This is a genomic window from Paenibacillus sp. TAB_01, from assembly GCF_043945595.1.
Lineage (GTDB): Bacteria > Bacillota > Bacilli > Paenibacillales > NBRC-103111 > Paenibacillus_S.
In genome coordinates this window covers 4,933,674-4,951,089 of sequence record NZ_JBIFNP010000001.1, presented here as the reverse complement: position 1 = coordinate 4,951,089, position 17,416 = coordinate 4,933,674, and the positions used below count along the sequence as shown (strand labels likewise).

15 protein-coding genes and 1 pseudogene are annotated in these 17,416 nt (G+C 53.9%); 12 read left to right on the top strand and 4 right to left on the bottom strand.

From position 1 onward, the window contains the following. The first annotated feature begins 33 nt into the window (after positions 1-33). Entirely contained in the window at positions 34-1,113 is a 1,080-nt protein-coding gene (locus tag ACHHV8_RS24035; RefSeq protein ID WP_395161956.1) for a DUF294 nucleotidyltransferase-like domain-containing protein, read from the top strand. A gap of 11 nt (positions 1,114-1,124) precedes the next feature. Beyond that, entirely contained in the window at positions 1,125-1,865 is a 741-nt protein-coding gene (locus ACHHV8_RS24030; RefSeq protein ID WP_395161955.1) for an exonuclease domain-containing protein, read from the top strand. Between the two features lie 33 nt (positions 1,866-1,898). On the opposite strand, the gene ACHHV8_RS24025 is transcribed toward ACHHV8_RS24030, so the two are convergent. Together ACHHV8_RS24025 and ACHHV8_RS24020 are read right to left on the bottom strand one after the other, a co-directional pair. Continuing rightward, complete coding sequence (locus ACHHV8_RS24025; protein ID WP_395161954.1) at positions 1,899-2,390, bottom strand: M67 family metallopeptidase; 492 nt, start codon at positions 2,388-2,390, stop codon at positions 1,899-1,901. A gap of 77 nt (positions 2,391-2,467) precedes the next feature. Then, a pseudogene (locus ACHHV8_RS24020) lies at positions 2,468-3,773 on the bottom strand (MFS transporter). A 176-nt stretch (positions 3,774-3,949) separates the two neighbouring features. Here ACHHV8_RS24020 and ACHHV8_RS24015 point away from each other — a divergent pair. Further along, positions 3,950-4,507: a TlpA family protein disulfide reductase gene (locus tag ACHHV8_RS24015; RefSeq protein ID WP_395161953.1), complete on the top strand. Its 558-nt coding sequence runs from the start codon at positions 3,950-3,952 to the stop codon at positions 4,505-4,507. A 57-nt stretch (positions 4,508-4,564) separates the two neighbouring features. Here ACHHV8_RS24015 and cimA read toward each other — a convergent pair whose 3' ends face one another. Next, positions 4,565-6,187, bottom strand: a complete 1,623-nt coding sequence (gene cimA, locus ACHHV8_RS24010) for a citramalate synthase (RefSeq protein ID WP_395161952.1) — start codon at positions 6,185-6,187, stop codon at positions 4,565-4,567. Positions 6,188-6,398: 211 nt separating this feature from the next. On the opposite strand from cimA, the gene ACHHV8_RS24005 reads away from it, so the two are divergent. The 9 genes from ACHHV8_RS24005 (at position 6,399) to ACHHV8_RS23965 (ending at position 16,890) form a co-directional block, all read left to right on the top strand. Further along, on the top strand, positions 6,399-7,694 hold the full coding sequence (locus ACHHV8_RS24005) for a DNA polymerase IV (RefSeq protein ID WP_395161951.1): 1,296 nt from the start codon (positions 6,399-6,401) through the stop codon (positions 7,692-7,694). A 1-nt stretch (position 7,695) separates the two neighbouring features. Then, the gene (mobB, locus tag ACHHV8_RS24000) at positions 7,696-8,208 is read left to right on the top strand and encodes a molybdopterin-guanine dinucleotide biosynthesis protein B (RefSeq protein WP_395161950.1); all 513 of its coding nucleotides are present in this window, start codon (positions 7,696-7,698) and stop codon (positions 8,206-8,208) included. A gap of 60 nt (positions 8,209-8,268) precedes the next feature. After that, complete coding sequence (locus tag ACHHV8_RS23995; protein WP_395161949.1) at positions 8,269-8,502, top strand: ferredoxin; 234 nt, start codon at positions 8,269-8,271, stop codon at positions 8,500-8,502. 156 nt (positions 8,503-8,658) lie between these two features. Continuing rightward, positions 8,659-10,485, top strand: coding sequence for a CHASE2 domain-containing protein (locus tag ACHHV8_RS23990; RefSeq protein ID WP_395161948.1), 1,827 nt, complete (start codon positions 8,659-8,661; stop codon positions 10,483-10,485). A 189-nt stretch (positions 10,486-10,674) separates the two neighbouring features. After that, entirely contained in the window at positions 10,675-11,697 is a 1,023-nt protein-coding gene (locus ACHHV8_RS23985) for a FecR family protein (protein WP_395161947.1), read from the top strand. A gap of 46 nt (positions 11,698-11,743) precedes the next feature. Further along, positions 11,744-12,787, top strand: coding sequence for a hypothetical protein (locus ACHHV8_RS23980; protein WP_395161946.1), 1,044 nt, complete (start codon positions 11,744-11,746; stop codon positions 12,785-12,787). 30 nt (positions 12,788-12,817) lie between these two features. After that, positions 12,818-14,440 (top strand): stalk domain-containing protein, encoded by a 1,623-nt coding sequence (locus tag ACHHV8_RS23975; protein WP_395161945.1) that lies wholly within the window; start codon positions 12,818-12,820, stop codon positions 14,438-14,440. Positions 14,441-14,551: 111 nt separating this feature from the next. After that, positions 14,552-15,292 (top strand): HD-GYP domain-containing protein, encoded by a 741-nt coding sequence (locus ACHHV8_RS23970; protein ID WP_395161944.1) that lies wholly within the window; start codon positions 14,552-14,554, stop codon positions 15,290-15,292. A gap of 128 nt (positions 15,293-15,420) precedes the next feature. Further along, the gene (locus tag ACHHV8_RS23965) at positions 15,421-16,890 is read left to right on the top strand and encodes a L,D-transpeptidase family protein (protein WP_395161943.1); all 1,470 of its coding nucleotides are present in this window, start codon (positions 15,421-15,423) and stop codon (positions 16,888-16,890) included. A 254-nt stretch (positions 16,891-17,144) separates the two neighbouring features. Here the strand turns inward: ACHHV8_RS23965 and ACHHV8_RS23960 are convergent, their stop codons facing one another. Beyond that, positions 17,145-17,282, bottom strand: a complete 138-nt coding sequence (locus ACHHV8_RS23960; protein WP_395161942.1) for a hypothetical protein — start codon at positions 17,280-17,282, stop codon at positions 17,145-17,147. Positions 17,283-17,416: the final 134 nt, after the last annotated feature.

Below are 17,416 nucleotides of genomic sequence, written 5' to 3'. Positions count from 1 at the left end.
GACACCATAATAACAGATTGAAGGAGAACCCGTATGGATAGTTTCTCGATGGAAGTGATTCAGGATGAAATATCCAAGGCTGCGGATGTGGATCAGCTGAGGGCATTTCGGGATCATCTGCACGAGGAGTTCGAACGGCGTCTCCTTCTTTCCCATTCTCTTGATTGGAACCGTCAATTGAATCAAGCACATGATCTGATGATCGCCCAAGCGGTTCAAATGGCCGAGCGCTCGCTGCTCCAAGAGACAGGAGCCGTGCCTCCGGCGGCCTATGCTTTCGTATTATTCGGGAGCGGCGGAAGGAAGGAACAAACGCTGTGGAGCGATCAGGATAACGGCTTGATTTATGACGATCCGGAGAACCCGGAGCTCGCCAGACAGTCAGAAGCCTATTTTAAGACGTTGGGAGACAGGATCAGCGAGTATCTGCTAAAGCTCGGCTATCCGCCATGCACGGGCGAAGTGATCTGTACGAACGATAAATGGCGCAAGAGCTGGAGTGAATACAGAGAAATGATGTACGGCTGGCTGCATGACCCGCATTGGGAGCATATGCGATATTTTCTCATTTTCGCAGATATGCGTCTGCTCTACGGCGAGCCTGCGCTAGTCTCCCGGCTGACGGATGAAATGTATGAATACTGCAGACGGCATCCCGCCGTATTGGAGCATCTGCTCCATAATACACTTCATCATAAAATATCGCTTGGCGTATTCGGGCAGCTGATCAAGGAGCGCTATGGGGAAGATGCGGGCGGAGTTGACATTAAGTACGGCGCCTATATTCCCATCGTGAACGGCGTTCGTCTGTTAAGCGTGGAAGCGGGCATCCGGGAAACCTCTACGGAGGGGCGAATCCTGCGTTTAATGGAAGAAAACCGGGTGGAAGAAGAGATTGCCCAGGACTGGCTTGAGGCTTTATCGATTGCATTGAAGCTGCGTTCGCTCACCCCATTTCAGCTGGAGGACGGTTATTACACGACGCGGGGCAAGCTGACGGCCGACAGATTAACTAAAGAACGCACGAGCGAACTGAAGCTGGCTCTCAGGATCGGCAACGATTTGCAAAAGTTTGTGAAGAAAAGCGTTCACAAAGAGATGGAAAAAGGTTAGGTGGTTATCCGATGAAAGACATGAGACCTGCGGGTAGAATGTGGCATCTGTACAAAATGGGTGGCCTGACTCCTGCCATAACTTCGATGTTCGATGTGCAAAGCGCCCAGCAGATGGCTTTCATTCGATCGATCATGAAGGAGCAGCGGAAAAACTCATTATACGATATCCCCTTAGCGACGGTGGAACTGGTGGTTTTCGATTTGGAAACCACCGGTTTTTCGCCGTATAATGGGGACGAAATCATTTCCTTCGGCGCGATAGCGGTTGAGGGAGCGGCAGTCAAAGAAAACGAAACCTTTTACAGCATTGTCAATCCTAAGCGGGCCATTCCCGACACGGTGGTGGAGCTGACAGGAATTACGAACGAGATGGCGGCGAATGCTCCCGAGCTGCTGAACGGCTTGCGCGAGTTTTTGGAATTTGTCCAGCAAAAGGTGCTTGTCGCCCATGGCACCGGGCACGATAAGCATTTTCTGAACTCTGCGTTGTGGAAAACGTCGAAGATTAATTTGTCCCACCGGATGCTGGATACGATGATGATAGGGAAGTGGCTGAATCCGCGCTTGAAAAGCTACGACCTGGATACCCTGCTCGATGTGTACGGGGTTGATGTAACGCTGCGTCACCATGCGCTGGAGGATGCACGGATGACGGCTCAGCTGTGGAGCCGATTCATGCCGGAAATCCAATCGCGGGATATTCATACGCTGGGCGATCTATACGCCCATTTGAGCCATCATCATCAATAAAAAGCTTCAGCAGGCTGCGGCCCGTCTGAAGCTTTATTTTTTGGCGCGTCTATTCGCCTGTCCGTTGATTTGAAGCGGAACCGGCTCATAATAAGGCTTCCCGGCCGCCGCGTCAATCCTATACTGAAAGATTCCCCACTCGGGGATATCCTTTCGGCGAAGCGACAAGATCCAGTGGCTTGGAGTGTGCAGCCAGGCGGTGCCCAAATCCTCCTGCGAAGGGATGGCCGGGGCAAGCGGATGGGTATGCATGATGCCTGCAATATGGCTGGCGCCGCTTTGTTCTGCCATTACGTGAGTAAGGACAGCGGCGGGATCCATCATAAACTGACGCCGCGGATTTGACGCTATGTTAGGAATCCCGATAAACTGCTCAATTTGGAGTTCGGCTTGTCCGTTTCCTTGGTTTAAGACCGAAGTGCTGCCGAGCAGCAATCCGCATGCTTCATTAGGATGGTGAAGCAATCCGTAGCTCTCCATCCGATTTAGACAGTCTAGTGAGATGACTGCCCGTGCAATTATCATACATCATCTTCCTTAAGCGGAATTTGTTTCTTCTATTATATAATGGCGTTCGCCCGGCTGCATCCGCAGTTTTCCCGTCAGCCGACTTTCCCCTTCGGCTTAATAAGAAAGAATACCAAGCCCAATGTGATGAAAGAAAGCGCCGTAACCGTAATGAAAACTGTAGCGTGAGAGATATCCATCATCCAGCTGAACAAGGGAGGAACCGAACGCAACGCCAAGAAATCTCAGACTGTTATAAATGGAAGTAATCATCCCTCTTTGCTGTTTCTCGACCGCCCCAGTGATCATAGTATTGAGGCAGGGCAGCAGCAAGCCGGTTCCGATACTGCTTAAAGTAAGTAATCCGATTAGTAAGTAGAGGTTTTTTCCGAGAATACCGATACAGATCCCAAGAGCTACAGTCATCAACGCGAGACCGATATTCATCAGCCATCGCATCACGGTACCGTTCTTCTTGATTAACGCCCCGGTCGTATAGGCCGTAATGACTTGTCCGAGCAGCGGGATAGCTAAGACGAGGCCCTTCTTAACGCCTTCGATGCTATAAGGAGGCTCTTCCAGTATATCGGATAAATAAAATAAGACGCCGAACAAAATAAATAAAGCCAGCGACCCGGCAAAAAAAGAAGTAATGAGCCAGCGGCCTTTTTCCTTCAAAATAGTGCCGATGGATTTCAGATACGGCTTCAGCTTGGGCGCCGGCTGTTTTTTCTCAGGCTCCTTCAGCATGAACATCACGGCCAACAGGGCCAGCAGGCAAAACACGGGAAAGGCAAAAAACGCGGCGTACCAGACCAATAAGGCAAGCAGGGAGCCGAGAATAGGACTGACCACTTTGCCTGTGCCGTTGGAAGCCTCGGTCAAGCCTAACGCTTTACTTTCGGTAGCTCCTGAGTATAAATCTCCGGCCAATGCCATCGCAATAGGGGCCGTTCCAGCTGCGCCCAGTCCTTGGATTGCTCTTGCAATAATGATGACGGTGTATGAGTTCCAAATGGCCCCGAAGCCTGCCAGCACGCCGGCGGCGCCGTAAATGATTAAGGAAGGTATAATGATGGCTTTACGGGAGAAGCGGTCTGACAAATACCCCGAAACAGGAATGATCAGTCCGGCCGTAACGGAGAATAACGTAATGACTAAAGAGATTTGAAATTTGCTGATGCCGAGCTTTTCCTGCATGTCGGGCAGAATCGGAACAAGCATGGAGTTTCCCAGGACAAGCACCAGCGGCACCGAAGCCAATGCGATGAACTCCGATAATTTTCCTTTCGAGCCGCCGGACTGCTTGTCTGCCGGCTTTGTTTTTTGTTTACGCGCAGGAGCGGAGTCCAGATCACTTTCAAAAGTGATGTTCAGCTTCCTTGTTCGGGTCTTTTCCATCGTTAAAATTCTCCTCTGGACGCAAGTTGTTGTATCCCTAATGTGCCCCTGAGGGAAGAGGATCATGCTCTCAATCTATTCCATCCCGCGCACCGGCATAAGGAGTTAAAAAAATGAAGAGTTGGATACACTGAGAAGATACGAAACGGATTCATGGAATGGAAAGGGGAATGAAGATGAGACGCAATGCGCCTGTCATGCTGATCGCTCTACTCCTCGCGGGCTTGGCGCTGTATCAAAGCGCTTCGATAGAGGACAGCTCGAAGGTCTCCGCAGCTGCTGCGGCTGCCGGTGTGGACCAGCATACAGAAATGGCGAGAAATAAGCCGGTGCCCGGATTTACGCTGAAAGGCCTAGACGGCCGAACGTATCAGGTCGGCGGGCTTAGAGACAAGCCGCTGATGGTTAATTTCTGGGCTTCCTGGTGCGGCCCCTGCCATGAGGAAGCGCCTGGCTTGAAGGAGGTTTACGAGCGGCACAAGGATCAATTCGATCTATATGCCGTCAATGTGACCAAGGGGGACAGCTTGAAGGAAGTGAAAAGCTTCACAAAGCAATATGCGCTGCCGTTCCCTGTGCTGTTGGACGAGCAGGGGAAAACAGCCGAGATGTACCGCATCTTGTTCGTGCCGACAAGCTTCCTGATCGATAAGCAGGGCGTACTGCGGGATGTCATTCATGTGCTGCCTCCCGATCAATTGGAAAAGTGGATCCAGATGCTGATCGAAGGCTAAAAAATCGTATAAAAAGAGCACCGGCGCCAAAGGCAAACGGTGCTCTTTTTCCCTGAATTAATGATTTACAAGACCGACGCGTTCCCGCTGCTCGTCTACATGATGCTCGGCGTTTGGCTTGCTGCCGAGGAGCGCATAGCGGATGCTGTCCACGAGGGCATCCCAGCTCGCTTCGATGACGTTGTCGGAGACGCCGACGGTGCTCCATACATTTTTGAAATCGCTGGATTCGATCAATACGCGTACTTTAGCCGCGGTGGTGTCTTTCTCATCCAATACGCGAACCTTGTAATCGCTGAGGTGAATGCTCTGCAGAGCCGGGTAATGCCGCTGCAGGCATTTGCGAAGCGCGTTATCCAGCGCGTTGACCGGACCGTTTCCTTCCGCCGCGTTATACACGGTTTCGCCTTTAATGTTGAGCTTCACGATCGCTTCCGTAACGACCGGCTGATTCTCGTTTTTGAACATCAAAATTTTGAACGAATCGACAGTGAAGGCTTCCTCCAGCTTGCCGTAAGCATCGCGGATCAGCAGCTCCAAGGAAGCGTCGGCTCCTTCGAATTGATAGCCTTGATGCTCCATTTCCTTGATTTGCTCAATCAGCTGCTTCGTTTGCTGGTTATCGTTATTGAAATCAAGCCCAAGCTCCTGCGCTTTGAAGACCAGGTTGCTTTGTCCGGCCAATTCGGATACGAGGACGCGCTGTTTGTTGCCGACCAGCTCCGGCGTAATGTGCTCGTAGGTACTGGAGTTGCGCAGAATGGCGGATACGTGAATGCCGCCTTTGTGTGCGAAAGCAGCCGAACCGACGTAAGGCTGGTTCATCGGCATATGCATGTTGGCAATTTCGCTGACGTAGCGGGCCACGCTTGCCAAGCTTTGCAGCTGCTCCGCGCTGATACAGCTGTAGTTCATTTTCAGCTGCAGATTTGGAATGATCGAGCACAGGTTCGCATTGCCGCAGCGCTCGCCGTAGCCGTTAATCGTTCCCTGCACCTGTGTCGCTCCTGCTGCGACAGCCGCGAGGCTGTTCGCCACGCCAAGCTCACAGTCGTTGTGCGCATGGATGCCGATCGGCGTCGAGACGGTCTGCTTCACGACTGTGACGATTTGCGTCACCTCGTGCGGCAGGGAGCCTCCGTTCGTATCGCACAGCACGATCCAGTCTGCGCCGGCTTCTTCGGCTTTGCGGATGGTCTGCAGCGCATATTCGGCGTTGTTCTTATAGCCGTCGAAGAAATGCTCGGCGTCATAAATGACTTCAAGGCCTTTGCTTTTCAAATAACGGACCGAGTCGTAAATCATGGCCAAATTTTCTTCCAATGTCGTCTGGATTGCTTGATGGACGTGGAAATCCCATGACTTTCCGAAGATAGTAGCGACAGGGACGCCGACCTCCAGAATCCGGTTCAGGTTCACATCGTTCTCGGCCAGAGAATCTTTGCGGCGTGTGCTTCCGAAGGCCGTTACCTTGGCATGCTTCAGCTGAAGCTCAGGCACCCGAGTGAAAAATTCAATATCTTTATTATTGCTTCCCGGCCAGCCGCCTTCAATATAATGAACGCCGAGGGAATCCAGCTTGCGGGCAATTTTCATCTTGTCTTCTACGGATAAGCTGATGCCTTCGCCTTGGGTACCGTCCCGAAGGGTAGTATCGAATATTTTCACGTTTGTCGCCATGGATAGTCCTCCTACTTCATACAAGCTTGCGTAAAATATAATTAAATATTATATCACAATGTTTCCGCATAAAGATACGATTTTAACAAATTCGACAGGCGGACAGCTTGACCCTGTTCGCGAAGGAATTGTATGCTGGACATAGTGTGAGCAGCTGCGAACAAAACGAATGCTGCTGGGAGCCGCAAGGTGAAAGCGGGGCTTGGACAGGATGAATAATCATATTCAAGAGGCCTATCCGGTTAAGGGAAGGGTCATCCTTCATATTGATATGAATGCGTTCTACTGCTCCGTTCATGAAGCGGTCGAACCTGAAATCTATAAAGGCAAACCGACAGCGGTAGCCGGAAGCGTGGAGCTGCGCAAAGGCATTATTGTCACCTGCTCTTACCCGGCCCGGGCTCTGGGCATCAAAACCGGGATGCTCGTCAGCCAGGCAATGAAGCTTTGTCCGGATCTGCTGCTGATCAAGCCGGACTTTGATTTGTACAGGCAGTTTTCGCGCAGATTTATGAAAATTGCCTACAGCTATTCCCCGCTGGTTCAGGCTATGTCTATTGACGAGTGCTATGTGGATATTACGGGCTCCAAGCAGTTCGGGACGCCGCTCGACATCGCCGGGCAGATTCAGCAGCGGATCCGGACCGAGCTGCAGCTTCCCTGCTCGATAGGAGTAGCGCCGAACAAGCTTCTTGCCAAAATGGCGTCGGATATGAAGAAGCCGAACGGGATTTCCGTCCTGCGCAAGCGGGATGTGCAACGCCTTCTATGGGATAAGCCCTGCGCCTATCTATACGGGATCGGGAATAAGACGGCCGAAAAGCTGAAACGGCTCAACATTCATACGCTCGGGCAGCTGGCGAAGGCCAGCGATACGCTGCTGCAGGAGCAGTTCGGGATCATGGGGGCCGTGCTGAAGCGGTCGGCTAACGGGGAGGACGACAGTCCCGTCGATCCGGAGCAGGAGCAGAGCAAATCGATAGGGCATACGACCACGCTGCCCGCCAATTTGACGGAACGGGCCGATATTTTTCGCGTCTTCCTGAATTTGGCCGACCAGGTGGGCAGACGCCTGCGCAGGCAGAAGCTGATGGCGCATACGGTGCAGATTACGATCCGGGATCCGGATATGAAGACGATTACGAGGGCGGCCAAGCTGAACGTGCCGACGGAAAACATGGACGATATTTACCATATGGCCTGCAAGCTGTTCGACGATCACTGGAAGGAAGGCATGCCGATCCGTCTGCTCGGCATCACGCTTCAGAATTTGTCCGATAAGCAGGAGACGGCCGTTCAGCTCGATCTGTTCGATTATCAGAAGCAGCCGGGCAGGGAGAAGCTGAATCGCGCGCTGGATGCGCTGCGGGATAAATTCGGCGAGCATGCCGTCTTGACGGCGGGAATGCTGGGGGACGATCCGTCCTCGCTGATCCGCAACCATAAGGAAAGAGGGACGTCGCTGCAAATGGATCATATGAAGGAACGGCGGCTGGAGGAGGATTAGGATGGCGGCGATTGTAGGATTGGCAGGCTTTTCGAACAGCGGCAAAACAACGCTGGTCACAAAGCTGGTCCGTTATTTTACAGCATTAGGCGTAAGGACCGCGGTAATCAAACATGACGGTCATGGACACTATAAGGAAGCGGCGGGCGCGGATTCCACGCTGTTTATTGAAGCGGGGGCACAGGCGACCGTAGTGGTCTCTCCCGATGCTTACCGGCTCTACCGGAAGCAGACTTTTGAAGATCTGGAGACGGTCATTGCTGCGCTGCCGCTAGCTGAGCTGGACCTGGTTCTGATAGAGGGCTTCAAGCAGGGGCCTCACGATAAAATCGCCCTGTTCCGCAGTCCGGAGCAGGCTTCCTTGCTGGATCAGCTGCCTGAAAAGCCTATTGCGGCAGTCACTCCGCAGGCGTTGAGGGAATATGCTGTAAGCAGGGGAATCCCCAGCTTTGATCCCGATGATATCTCTTCTATTGCATCTATGATTCAGGAACGTTATAGACTTTCCATTTGAACTTTGGTTTGTTTTATATTATATTTTAGGATGAGGTTACAAATTAGGAGGAATGTAGAGATGGCTAAATACACTTGGGTAGATAAAGATACCTGTATTGCATGTGGAGCTTGTGGTGCAACGGCTCCAGACATTTACGATTACGACGATGAGGGCTTGGCTGAAGTTATTTTCGACGGCGACGGCAACAAAGGCGCAACCGAAATTCCTGAAGATCTGTACGATGATTTGCAGGATGCGCAAGATGGATGCCCTACGGACTCCATCAAAGTGGCGGACGCTCCTTTCAACTAAGCACTTATGCGATAAAAAGCCTTCTTTTCCAGGTCGAAAGTCCCGGGAAAGAGGGCTTTTTTTCATAGGAAAATATCGAATTTTGACTGAAATTTTAACTCTCCCTTCGGAAAATTATGTTAATATAATTAACGAAACTTAGGTGGGGGGACACTCATGAAAAAAGCGTTAAGCAAGTCTGCCGTTATCACGATCGGCAATGCCATTATCGTTCTCATCTGCTTCCTGTTCCTCGTGTTCGGTGTATGGAAGGTTTTATCGGACCGGATGTATGATTTTAATTTGAAGCAATCGATGAGCGGCGCCCCTAATGAAAATATTGTGGTCGTCGGGATTGACTCCGACTCGATTAAGTCGGTAGGCCCATATCCGTGGGACCGCAAAGTCTATTCGCAGCTCATTCAAATTTTGGAGCAGGCCGGGGCGAACGTCATCGGCTTCGATATCGAACTGTATACCAATGGTGCCAATCCCGACAGCGATGCTTTGCTGGCGCAGGAGCTGGCCAAGCATAATAACATCGTGCTGCCCTCGCATGCGAAGCTGGAGGGGGAGTTCGACCGCTCGACCAAGGTGCGGGAGGGCGAGTGGATGATGGCCAGAGAGATGGAGCAGCCGCTGCCGCTGTTCCGGCCCTTCGTGCAGAGGGCGCATATTAACGCCGCCTATGATACGGATGGGGTGATCCGCTCGAACTGGCTGCAGATCAATTCGCCTGAAGGCGTCTTCCCTTCTCTTGGCCTTGCCATGGCGCAGCTGGCGGGAGCTGACGTGTCGAAATTCGAGCGCATCCCGCTGCGGCAAAATCGTCCCAAATCGGAAATGCTCATCAAATGGGATGCGCTCGAATACCAGTTCGAGACGGTTTCCTTCGCCCGTGTGCTGAAAGGCGACATCCCTCCTCAGACGTTCAAAGACCGTATTATCCTGATCGGCTATACGGCCCCCGGCTCCGATGAAGGCACTACACCCGTCGAACGGCATATGCATCTGGTCTACGCCCATGCGAATATATTGAATCAAATCTTGAATCAGAAGCTGATTTCCCCGATCGGTAATATAGCAACGCTGGTATTGGCTGCCTTCATGATCTTATTATTCGGCTTCCTCACCTGGCGCCTGAAGGCGATCGCAGGCATTATTGCCGTATTCGCAGGCTCGGCTGCGCTGCTCGTCCTTCAATATATTACTTTTGCCTACAGCGATATTTATATTGAAACGGTAGGAGCGGTGGCGAGCGGACTGGTATCGTATTTGGGCAATATTGCGATGAAAACGTATTTCGAAACGAAACAGAAAAATTATATCACCAAGCAGTTCGGGCGCTATATTTCCCCGGATCTCGTAAAAGAAATCGCAAGCAGCGATTCTGAAATCAAGCTGGGCGGCATCAGCAAAAATTTGACGGTGCTTTTCCTTGATGTCAGAGGCTTCACGCCTTTATCCGAGAAGCTGAAGCCGGAGGAGGTCGTCGATTTTCTCAATATGATGTTTGATTTGATTACGGAAAAAGCTTTGCACAACCACGGAACGATCGATAAATTCATCGGCGACGCCGCGATGATTCTGTACAATGCGCCGCTCGATGTGCCGGACCATCCCTACTACGCCGTCAGGACCGCCTATGAAATTCAGAAAGGGATGGAGAAGGTGCGCGAGGAGGTGCTGGACAAGTACGGGGTGACCATCAGCGTCGGAATCGGCATCAATACCGGGGATGTCGTTGTCGGCAATATCGGTTCCTATCTTCGCGTCGATTATACGGCGATCGGGGACAATGTGAACACCGCGGCGCGGATCGAATCCAATACAAGCGCTAACCAGATTCTCGTTTCCGAGTCCACCTATGAGCTGACAAAGGAATATTTTGAATACAACCCGGTAGGCGAGAAGCTGATGAAAGGAAAAAGCATCCCGTTGAAGCTGTTTGAAGTGAAGGGATGGATCCAGGCGCCTGCAAGCCGGGACAAGAAGCGGTCATAAAGATTTGCGGGAAAGATTTTGAGGGAAAGAAGACGGGCGGTTTTTGCGGGCGGAGGCTGTCAAGTTTTGCATTGCCAACCGTTGTCTCCCAATTTAAAATTAATAGAGAGATAGATGCGTATGAAAGTCTTGTAACGAAGGTTGGAGAGGAGCTTTCATGTGATTAGGATAGAAGTAAGCAGGAGAAGGATGTTCAGCGGAATAAGAAACGCTTCGGTGATTTACGCACTGTGCGCTGTGTTTGCTGTACTCTCGTTCATGATGTCCATAAAACCGGCATGGGCCCAATCCGCCCGGGCTGCGATTGTCGTTGAAGTGAACGGGGACGTCAGCGTGCAGAGATCGGGCGGCTCGCGCTCTTATACCGTGTATGAAGAGATGAGCTTGAATCAAGGGGATTTAATTTCTACGGGAGCTTCTTCTTCTGTGGTGTTGAGTCTGGCGAACGATGACGACGAGATTACGGTTGGGGAAAACGCGGATGTATACATATCGGACTTGGCCGAGCAAGGGAACGGCAAGATTTCCAAGCTCAAATTATGGGCCGGATCGGCCTGGATGAAAGTCAAGAGCCTGGTCAGCTCTGAGGATGAGTTTGAAGTGGAAACGCCGACGGCCGTCATGGGGGTGAGGGGCACCCTGTTGTTTACGAGTGTGGATAGAACGACCGGAGAAACGACGCTGGCTGTCGGATCAGGCGTTGTCAGAGCGACGACGACCACCCCCGGACCGGATGGAGGATCGGGAGATGCCGGGCAAATGCAGCATTCCGTCCTGGTATATCCGGCGCAGCAGTTTACGGCGGACACCCGCTCGACAGGCTCGGATTTGCGGCTGCAGGTGGGTACGGTGGACATTGGCCACATCGTCAGCACGGCTTCGCCCAGCGTCATTGAAGCGATGATCAGAAACACGCTGGAAACGCAGCGGGAAAACGAGCAGATCAGGCAAAAATTGCTGGATGACCTGAATAAAGGGCTTCAAAAGCCGGACGAGCCGTCGATCCTTAAATTTAAAGATCAAGCGGATCTTGATAAAGCAGCCGATAATTTCGACCGCTTTATCCCGAATCTGGCTAAAGAGGCGGTTGACCGGAAAAAGATCGAGCGCCAAGTCATTGATGAAGCCAATTCCAGAATCGAAGATCAGCTCAAAAAAATTGATTTGAACAACGTGCCGTCTCTGGACAAGGTGTCCGGCATCGGACCCTGAAGTCGAAAAGCTCAAGGAGCAGGCGGCACAGGAGCAGCTTCGCTATGTGAAGGAGCAGGAGCAGATCCAGATCAATAAAGAGAAGCTTGGAGATCTGCTGCAGAGGCTGGAGCATGAGCGCAGCCAGCTGGAGGAAGCCAACAAGCAGGCATGGACGGAGCAGAACCAGAAGCTCATGGAGCAGTTTGTTTCCGGGCTTAGCCCGGAGGAACAAAAGCGGTTTGAAGCGGCCCGGAAGGCGAACGAGGCCAAGGGAGCGTCGGCCTCGGCAACGACGGTAACAACCGGCGGCGGCAGCGGTCACAAGAGCTCCGGCTCCAACGGAGGCGGAACGGTTACGCCGCCGGCCGTGACGGAACCGCCAGTCCTTATCAGCCCGACGGCGGCAGTAACGACGTCCGAGCCGGCGGTTGTTCTCAAGGCGCCGGCCGCCGCCTTGATCAAGATATGGAATAACGGAACGCTCATCGCCCAAGCGAACGGGAACGGCGAGCAGGAGGTGCGGATTCCGCTCAGCTCTTTGGGGGCAGCGGGCGGAATCGCCGTCTATGATAAGCTGACGGCGACGTCCGAGCTGGGCGGCGTACAAAGCACGGCGGTCGCCATTCCGGCCATTACGGTGGACAGGTCATCGGGGATTACTCTGACTTCTGCGACTAGAAATAATCAGTCGCTGACCGCAACGCTGTCTATGAAAAATTTGACGGGCTCGCAGGCCTTTTACGGTGTGGAGGTGCACCTGGTGTATGACAACCGTCTCAGCTATCAAGGAGACGGGCATGTTTCGAAGGATCTGAACACGGTTTTCGGCGCGCAGCCTCAAAGCGTGGAATTGCTGAAGCAGACGAGCGGCAGTGCGGACTCGGAGCTGATCTATGCGGCTATGCTGTACTCCGGAGCAGCCGGCAGCCCCAGTCCGCTGGAGGTGCACGGAGAGCAGCAGCTTGTCTCGATTCCGCTGGTATGGAACGGAACGAACGCCAACCAGCTGAACGTCAAGCTGGTATCCTATAAAGTGGTGGACAAAGCAGGGAATGTCGTGCGGGAGATGAGCCCGTCAGAAGCTCCGATTGTTATTCCTGTGAACTAATACCGTAATACGTAATCAAAGGAGAAACCAATGAAAATAACAGCACAAAGGCTCGCTGCGGCCGCAATGGCGGCATGCCTGTTGATTGGCGGTGCCCCGGCTTGGGCCGACGCGCCGTCCTTGTCCAACGACAGTCTCAGGACGGATACCGGACGGATCATGATGGATGTTTCCACCTATGCCGGACTGGGGGATGACGGAAGCGGCAGCGCAGCCCGCCTGTACGCCACCTTCCGCAGCCCGTCCGGACTGCTGGTGCAGCTGGATGGCATTCTTCTTGTGGCGGATACCAAGAATCATCTGCTCCGCCGTATCGCGGGGGATAGCGTGAGTACCTATGCCGGCTTGATCGCCTGGAAGGACGGCAAAGGGAGTCCGCTCGGCGCGCGGTTGGACGGCACGGCCGACCTGTCGGTTTTTCAGGAGCCGATGGGCCTTGCCTCGGACCGTGGCGGCAGCATATATGTAGCGGATGCGGGCAATCATGCCATCCGCAAGGTGGATGCCTCCGGTAGGGTGACGACGATTGCCGGAAGCGGGCAAATCGGACTTAAAGACGGACAAGGCTTGGAGGCGGCCTTTGATCATCCGCAGGATGTAGCGGTGGCTTCCGACGGCACCGTATATGTAGCGGACACGTTAAATCACGTCATCCGCCGCATCAGCCCCGATGGACGCACGACGACATTGACGGCTCCCTCCTCCCGGCTCGTCGAGGTTACACCGGGGCAGGTGGTACCTTCCGGCGATTTCCGGGACGGCAGCATTGCGGAGGCTAAATTCAACGAGCCCTCAGGCCTGGCGCTGGACGACCAGGGCAACCTTTACATTAGCGACTCCGGCAACCAGCGGATTCGTTATATGGATTTTGGCAAAGGGCAGGTTATGACCGTTGCGGGTGGCAGCGCTGCGGCAGGCGCCGCCTATGAACCGGCCAGCCTGTATGCTCAAGGGGCCTACGCCGACGGGAAGGCCGGGGCTGCCCGCTTTAACTTCCCTCAGGGAATAGCGCTGACGCCGGAGGGCGGGCTGGTGATTGCAGACAGTATGAACCATTCCATCCGTTACTTGCTGGACGGTGAGGTGACAACCCTGGCTGGGGATCCTCGGCAGCGGACAGGCGAAGCCGACGGAACGGAGCGGACGGCTCAATTCCAGAAGCCGATGGATGTGGCGGCAGCGGCGGACGGCAGCATTTATGCTGCCGATGCTTTTAACAATAAAGTGCGCAGGCTCACCCCGTATCAGCTTCCGACCGGCTTGCCGCAAAACGATGAAGTCAAAGTCGTGCTCGGCTCCACGCCGATCTCCTTTGAGGTGCAGCCCGAGATCGTAAACGGACGCACCATGGTGCCGGTTAGAGCGGTCACCGAAGCGCTCGGCTACAAGGTCGAATACAAGGAAGAGGACCGGAGCGTTCAGCTGACGAAGGGGGATGTCACGGTCGTGCTGCACATCGGCCAAACCGGGATCGAGAAGCAGGTGAAAGGACAGCCGGGAACAGTGAAAGCAACGGATACGGCACCTTACATCAAGGACGGAAATACGTACGTCCCGGTCCGATTTTTTGCCGAGGAAACCGGTTTGGATGTTCAGTGGGAGGAGACAGCAAGAGCCGTTGTTTTACGGCCCTTGACGAAGCTCGGCGAATAGGCTGAAACTGGCTCCGGGCTCATGATGCGAAGAGCGTCCCATCCCTTCACATCATGGGCCTTTTCGATTATGATAAAGGACATAAATCCGTAAATGGTGGGGGCGAACAAGGTGTCCGACTTACTGCATCTGCAAAACAGAATCGATGAATTGGAGAGGCGGAACCTGGAGCTAACGTTTAAACTGCAGTCGGCTGAAGGGTTGAAGGACAGCGTCGCCGCCAAGGAGCAGCTGTTTTCCATGAGCGTCATCCGTTCGCTCGTATTGGCTTTGGATTCCCGCGATCCTTATACGGCAGGGCACTCTTCCAGAGTGGCGCTGTATTCCTTATGGATTGCAAGAGAGCTGGGAATGGATGCGGAGGAAGCGAAGCTCTTTTATGAAGTCGCTTTGATGCACGATATCGGCAAAATCGGCGTTCCCGACCGGGTTCTGCTGAAGACGGACAGCTTGAACGGCGAGGAATTTCAGGTCATGATATCCCACACGACGATCGGCGCCAGAATTTTATCGAAGATGGAGCCGGAGCACCGGATGCTGCAGGCGACCGAAGTGGCAAAGTACCATCATGAAAAAATGGACGGAACCGGGTATCCCGAGGGCTTGAGGGGAGAACAGATTCCTTATCTTGCAAGGATTGTGGCTGTTGCCGACGCTTTTGACGCGATGACGACCGACCGGCCTTATGCCAAGGGAAGAAGCTACCGCGAGGGAGTCGAAGAGCTGATCCGCTGCAAGGGAACGCATTTCGATCCGCACGTAGTGGAAGCTTTCGAGAAAGTAATGAAGGAACGCCATTATTTGGCCGGCTATGAGAATAACCCGCTGGCTGATATGCCTGCTGAAGAATAGGCTATTCAAGACACCTTTGTTCGAGGAAAACGCGGACGGAGGTGTTTTTTCTTTAAAAATGGACGAAGGGAACCGATATACGTAAAAAGACCTGTTTGAGAAATGCTGCCGTGAGGAGGGGGGCTGGAATGAAGCCGAAGGAGCATGAAGAGCAGCTGCAGCAGCTGTTTCAGCAGCATTTGCTGGACAATCCGATGTATCTGAAGGAGTATGTCCGCCAGCATCCCGGTAACAAGATGGCATGGTATTTGTTAGGACGAGAGTACGATGCGCAAGGAAAGCGCGGGAAAGCGCTTTATTGCTATAAGCAGGCAGGGGAAATTTACGAAGCTTTCGAGGAGCGGACGATGACCTTCTCTCCCGAGTCCGAGCAATCGCTGCGCCAGTGGGAACGGAGCAGGCGGAGGCAGCGCTTCCGCTCCCGGCTGCGCGGGGCTGCCGCGGCCCTGCTGGTGGCTGCCGGCGTGCTGCTCCTGCCCTGGTCGGTGAACGACGCGCTGCAGCAGCGGGAGCAGGCCGTGTCCCCTCTGCCGCAGGGGGTCACGCCGGAGCAGGTGCAGCAGACGAAGGTATACTACGTCGCAGGCGCCAGGAGCAAGGAGAACGTCGGCGCGGCGCTGCAGCAAATGCTGCTGCAAGAGCGGCTGAACAGCTACGCCATCCTGGCATCCGGCAAGAAGACGGAGGACGGCCGCTGGATTTCCTGGCCGCAGCCGCCCGATATTCTGCTGTCCGTCGAAGGCAAGGAGGATGCCTCGCAGCAGCGGATCATCTACCACGATGCGGAGAGCTGCGCCTGTCAGCCGACCGAGCCTTCGAAGCCGCAGGCGATTTACCGCTCCTGGGCCGAGCAGCGCGAGCAGGAGCTCGTGGCGCGGTCGGCGGTTGCAGCTTATGTGCGTAAGCAAGGCAGGGCGCCTGCCAGCCTGCAGGAGCTGAATCAGCCGTATCCGCTGAATACGCTTCCCGGCGTCACGCCGTATATGGAGCAGCTGTTCGAGCAGCAGAAGGAGCAGTGGCTGAAGGAAATGCCCGCCGCTGTCCCCGGGTCCCCCGTTCCGGGGGAGGGGCCGCAGCCTCTCGCTGCGGCGGATGCCGCGGGAAGCGGCATGACCAGCCAAGGGCCTGCTGCGAGCGGCCTGATGAAGCCGTTGACCGAGCCGCTGCGAATCATCGTCGATAAGAGCAGCCACCGGCTTGCGGTTGTCAGCGGATCGTTCATCGTCCGCAATTATCCGGTAGGGCTCGGGGCGGGGCGTACGCCGGAGGGCACGTTCGCGATTACGGAGAAGGTGCGCAATCCGAACGGCAAGTCCTACGGGGAATTCGGCAGCCGGGGCATGACGCTGTCCGACACGGAGTATGCGATCCATGGGACGAACAAGCCGTCGAGTATCGGCAAGGATCAGTCGCTTGGCTGCGTCCGGATGCTGCAGGAGGATCTGGAGGAGCTGTTCGATATGGCGCCGATGGGAACGCCTGTGACGATCGGCCAAGGGCAGCTGCCCTCCGATGTGAAGCGGGGGACGCCGGTTTTTCATCTGCCGATGTTCAGCGAAGAAACGAATCCCGGCAAAGTGTACAAATGGCTCGATTAACGCGGGAGCGCCTTAATCCACGCTTCCTGCGAGAATAGAATCGTCGGCGCTTCGCTCGATATAAACCGGAGAAAGCCCGGCCCGGTAAAGTAAAGTAAAGTAAAGGCCCGCAAAACAAAGAAGCCATAATCACCGCGCTGTGCGGATAGGGCTTCTTTTTGCTTTGCGGGCTGCAGGGAGCTGGCCCGAGAACGGAGCACAGCCTGGGAGCCGGCAGTTTTATGGCTTAGCGCGGCAGCAAGGGGCTGAAACGCTTACTTGTTAAAAATCAGCAGAACCGCCATGACGATAATCAATAGAACGAATACCGAGCCGATCCAGATAATGAGCTTTTTGTTGACTGATTCTTGCGGCTTGCGCTGCTGCAGATAAGTTGGTTTTTTTCTTTGCATGGGAATCCGCCCTGCCTTTTTGATGGTTTTAAGCATATTCTAACATAATGTACCCGGGCAAGAACATGATTTTGCACGGCCTGTCCCCTTTATTTTTAGCGCATAAAACGATAAACTGTTCAAGGAGAGCAACT